A 4,064-nucleotide genomic window follows, 5' to 3' on the forward strand; every position below is an offset into this window, starting at 1 on the left:
TCGTGGCCCGTTCCGCCGTATATCGTGTCGTTGCCGCCACCTGCCCAGACCTCGTCCGCGCCGGGGCCTCCGCCCAGCGCGTCGTGGCCCGTTCCGCCGTAGACCGTGTCCTTGCCGTCGCCTGCCCAGATCACGTCCGCACCGGGACCTCCGCCCAGCGCATCGTGGCCCGTCCCGCCGTATATCGTGTCGTTGCCGCCACCTGCCCAGAGCCTGTCATCTCCGCCGCCGCCGCTCAGTCGGTCGTCGCCACCGCCGCCGAAGACGGTATCCGGGCCCGGTCCGCCCGTGACGACCTGTCCCGCTACGCTGTCGGCCGGCTGGTTGGTGCCGTCGTCCCCGGACGTGGTGTCGTCGCCTGCCTCGACCACCTCCGCGCCGCCGCCGCCGCCCAACGCGTCGTCGCCCGGTGCACCGGATATCGTGTCGCTGTCATCGCCGCCCGGGAGGCTGTCGTCGTCACCGCCGCCGGTGGCGGTATCCGGGCCCGGTCCGCCCGTGACGACCTCTCCCGCGTCGCTTTCGGCCGGCTGGTTGGTGCCGTCGTCCCTGGACGCCGTGCCGTCGTCGGTGTCCCCCTCCTGGGGGGAGTCGTCAACCGGCCCTGTTCCCGGCTCGTCGCTGCGGAGGCCGCCCAGCACCAGGACCCGGTCGACCGCGCCGATTCCCCGCGCGAAGAGGTCCTCGCGAGCCAGAGGGTCACCCTCTGCGCTGCGCAGGATGATCTCCTGGTCCCGGTAGCGCAGGAGCGCCCCGTCCTGGCGGGACTGCAGGTCGATCTGCCGGTCGTTGCGCAGCATCGGCAGGGCGCTCAGGTCGAGCCTGTCCTCGCCCGGGGTGAAATCCGTGATCCGGGTCGGGGCCTCTGCCGGGCGGATGACGAAGACGTCCGCGCCGCCGCCGCCCTCCATCACCCCGCCGCCCGGACCGCCCACGAGGATGTCGTTCCCGTCCCGGCCGACCAGCGTGTCGGCGCCGGGGCCGGCCGCCGACAGCAGGTCGCCCCCGGGGCCGCCCTCGATCCGGGACGCCCCGGCCGGCGCCTGCCTTGCCAGGCCGACCGTGTCTGTCGGCAGGTCGATCTGCACGAGGCCGCCGCCGCCGGCCGCGAATATGGCCAGGTCGCCGCCCAGCCCGCCGACCGTCAGCGCGGCGACATCCGCGAAGGGCCGCTCAAGGCTGTGTTCCAGCGTCTCAAGGTGCACCAGACGCCCGTCATGCGGCAGCGCGAACAGGCTTGCGCCGCCATCCGCGCCCGCGGCCAGGACAAAGGCCTGCGCACCGATGGTGAAGGCCACGAGGTCCTGCAGCATCCCGAACCGCGTGTCGCGCGTGTCGAGCACATGATCGACGGCCTCGATCTGCCCGTTCGCGTCCACGCGCAGCACGCTGATCGATCCTGTGCCGTTGGCCCCCAGGATCGCCCAGCTCTGGCCGTGGGCGGCGACGGTGGCGAGGGCCTTGGGATCGGCAATGCCCAGCCCGTCCGCCGCGCCGGCGGTATCGGTCAGGGTGAGCGCGCCGGTGCCCGTATCCATCCGGTAGACCCGCAGCTCGTCCAGCGCGCTGTCCGCCGCCAGCAGCAGGCGTGCACCGCCCACGGTCGTCTCTGTCAGCGCGGCGGTCGAGGCCAGCGGCGGTGCGCCCCCTCCGGTCTGCCCCGAGGCCGCCTGCTCCAGCCGCGTGCCTCCATCGACCGCCCGGAAGAGCGCAAGGCCCTGCGACCCGGCGACGTAGACGGCCTCTCCATCCGCCAGGGAGGTCCAGTGCAGGGCCACGGTGCGTTCCGTGCCCAGCCCGATCCCCCCGAGCGAGACGGACTGCGCCAGTTTTCCGTCCAGATGGCGCGCGTAGGCTTCGAGCTGACCGGCAAGGACGCCATAGGCCAGCATGCTTCCATCCGCCGACAGGGTCAGCTGCCCGCTCGCGCCGAGCGTGGTGGTCGCGGGGTAAGCCACGGCATCGACCAGCTGCGCCGTCGCGCCCTCGCGCAACTCCCACACGCCCATGCCCCCATAGCGGGCAGAGGTCGCATAGAGCGCGGCGCCCCCGTCTCCGGTTTCTGCAACGAGAAGGTCGCTGAACGCGCTGCCGATCCGTTCGGGCCCGGCGCGCAGCGCGCGAATATCCTGCAACCACATGACTGTTCCCCCGGTGGTCCCACGCCGCCTCTGTGCGACGCGAGCAGGGCGGGGCGGCGGCCGGGGCTTTGGCGAGATCGTGGATTTTGCGCGCAATCCGATGCATCGCGCGGACGTTGCGGCTGCGTGGCCGTCAGCCTAAGGAAGGGCCGGTCGATGCAAGACAGGAGGCGCGCGCGTGGAGTTCCTTGTGGTGGGAGCGGGGCTGTCAGGCGCCGTGATCGCGCGGTCGATGGCCGAGGCGGGTCACGTCGCAACCGTGATCGATGCGCGGGATCACGTTGCGGGCAACTGCCATACCGAACGTTGCCCGGAGACGGGCGTGCTGGTGCACCGCTACGGGCCGCACATCTTTCATACCGACGACGCCGAGGTCTGGGACTACGCGAACCGCTTCGCGCGCTTCATGCCCTACAGGCACCAGGTACGCAGCACGGTGCGCGGGCGCGTCTATTCGATGCCCATCAACCTGCACACCATCAACCAGTTCTTCGGGGTGGCGATGCGGCCCGACGAGGCGCGCGCGCGGGTGGCCGAACTGGCAGAGGACGGGGAGAGCGAGCCCGAAAGCTTCGAGGACCAGGCGCTGCGCATGGTGGGGCGCGACCTCTACGAGGCCTTTCTGCGCGGCTACACCGAAAAGCAGTGGGGCGAGCGCCCGACGGACCTGCCGGCGTCGATCCTGAAGCGCCTGCCGCTGCGCTTCAGCTACGACGACAACTATTTCTTCCACCGCTTCCAGGGGATCCCGGAAGAGGGCTACACCGCGATGGTCGAGCGCATTCTCGACGTGCCGGGAGTCGAGCTGCGGCTCGCGACGCCCTACGTTCCAGAGATGCGCGATCGGCATGACCATGTCATCTGGTCGGGGCCGCTGGACGGCTGGTTCGGCTATGCCCTCGGGCCGCTCGGCTACCGCACGCTCGACTTCGAACGTTTCACCGCCGAGGGCGACTATCAGGGATGCGCCGTGATGAACTATCCCGATCCCGATGTGCCCTGGACACGGATCACGGAACACAAGCACTTCGCCCCGTGGGAGCGGCACGCTGCATCGGTGTGCTACCGCGAATTCAGCCGCGCCTGCGAGCCGGGCGACACGCCCTTCTACCCGATCCGCCTGGTCCGCGAGAAGGCGCTTCTGGCCCGCTACATCGCCCGGGCGGAAGAGGAACAGCGCATCACCTTCGTCGGACGGCTCGGAACCTACCGCTATCTCGACATGGACGTGACGATCCGCGAGGCGCTGGACACCGCGCGCACGCTTGCCGCGGCGGCGCGCGGCGAAGCGCCTTTTCCCCGTTTCTCGGTGCCGCCGCTCTGAGCGGAACGGCCCGGGACCGCGGCTTTCGGGCGGCAAGCAGGCGGCAGGTGGACCCGGACGGGGCATCTCCGGGTCCCTGCATGGCAGCAAACGCCCAGATCCAGACGGCCCCCGCTTCCCGCGGCGTCGGTGTGCGCCTGTCCGGCCAAGGGATGGCTGTCCGGCCGGGCGCGCCGGAACACGGCGGGCATGCGACCGCGGATCAGGCCGCCCACAGGTGCGAAGCCGCAGGCAAGGCGCGGCAAGACCGATGGCGAGAGGGGACCGTGGCCGCAGATGCGGCAGCGCACCCTTGGCTGCCACCTTCGAGACGGGACGGGCAGCTCGCGGTTGCGCCGTGGCGCCCCGGCGACCTTGCGCGTGCGGCGAACCCGCCGGGGGGCGTCGCGCGGCGCCTCCTTGGCCGCCGCGGCGGGCAGCTCGCGTCACGGCCGGGCGAGGGGGCGCGGGCATGGCGCACCGGTCCTGCTGCCGCCCCGGCCCGACGCGCCATGCTCGCGCAGGGCAGTCGACAATCCGGCGACAAGCCCCGGACAGGGCTGCCGACTGCCTGCGCCTGCGCGATTCAGGGATCAGGTTCTATTCGGTTTGTGGTGCCG

General features: G+C 71.6%; 2 protein-coding genes. One reads left to right on the forward strand and one right to left on the reverse strand.

Translation table 11 applies throughout. The features are described 5' to 3' along the window. The coding region (locus ACLFOB_RS14465; RefSeq protein ID WP_410926539.1) for a hypothetical protein at positions 1-2,141 on the reverse strand (2,141 nt) is incomplete at its 3' end. 178 nt (positions 2,142-2,319) lie between these two features. Between ACLFOB_RS14465 and ACLFOB_RS14470 the strand changes: the two genes are divergently transcribed. Then, positions 2,320-3,465 (forward strand): UDP-galactopyranose mutase, encoded by a 1,146-nt coding sequence (locus ACLFOB_RS14470; RefSeq protein ID WP_410926540.1) that lies wholly within the window; start codon positions 2,320-2,322, stop codon positions 3,463-3,465. Positions 3,466-4,064: the final 599 nt, after the last annotated feature.

Source organism: Rhodosalinus sp., from assembly GCF_046542825.1.
In the GTDB taxonomy this organism is placed as follows: Bacteria; Pseudomonadota; Alphaproteobacteria; order Rhodobacterales; family Rhodobacteraceae; genus Rhodosalinus.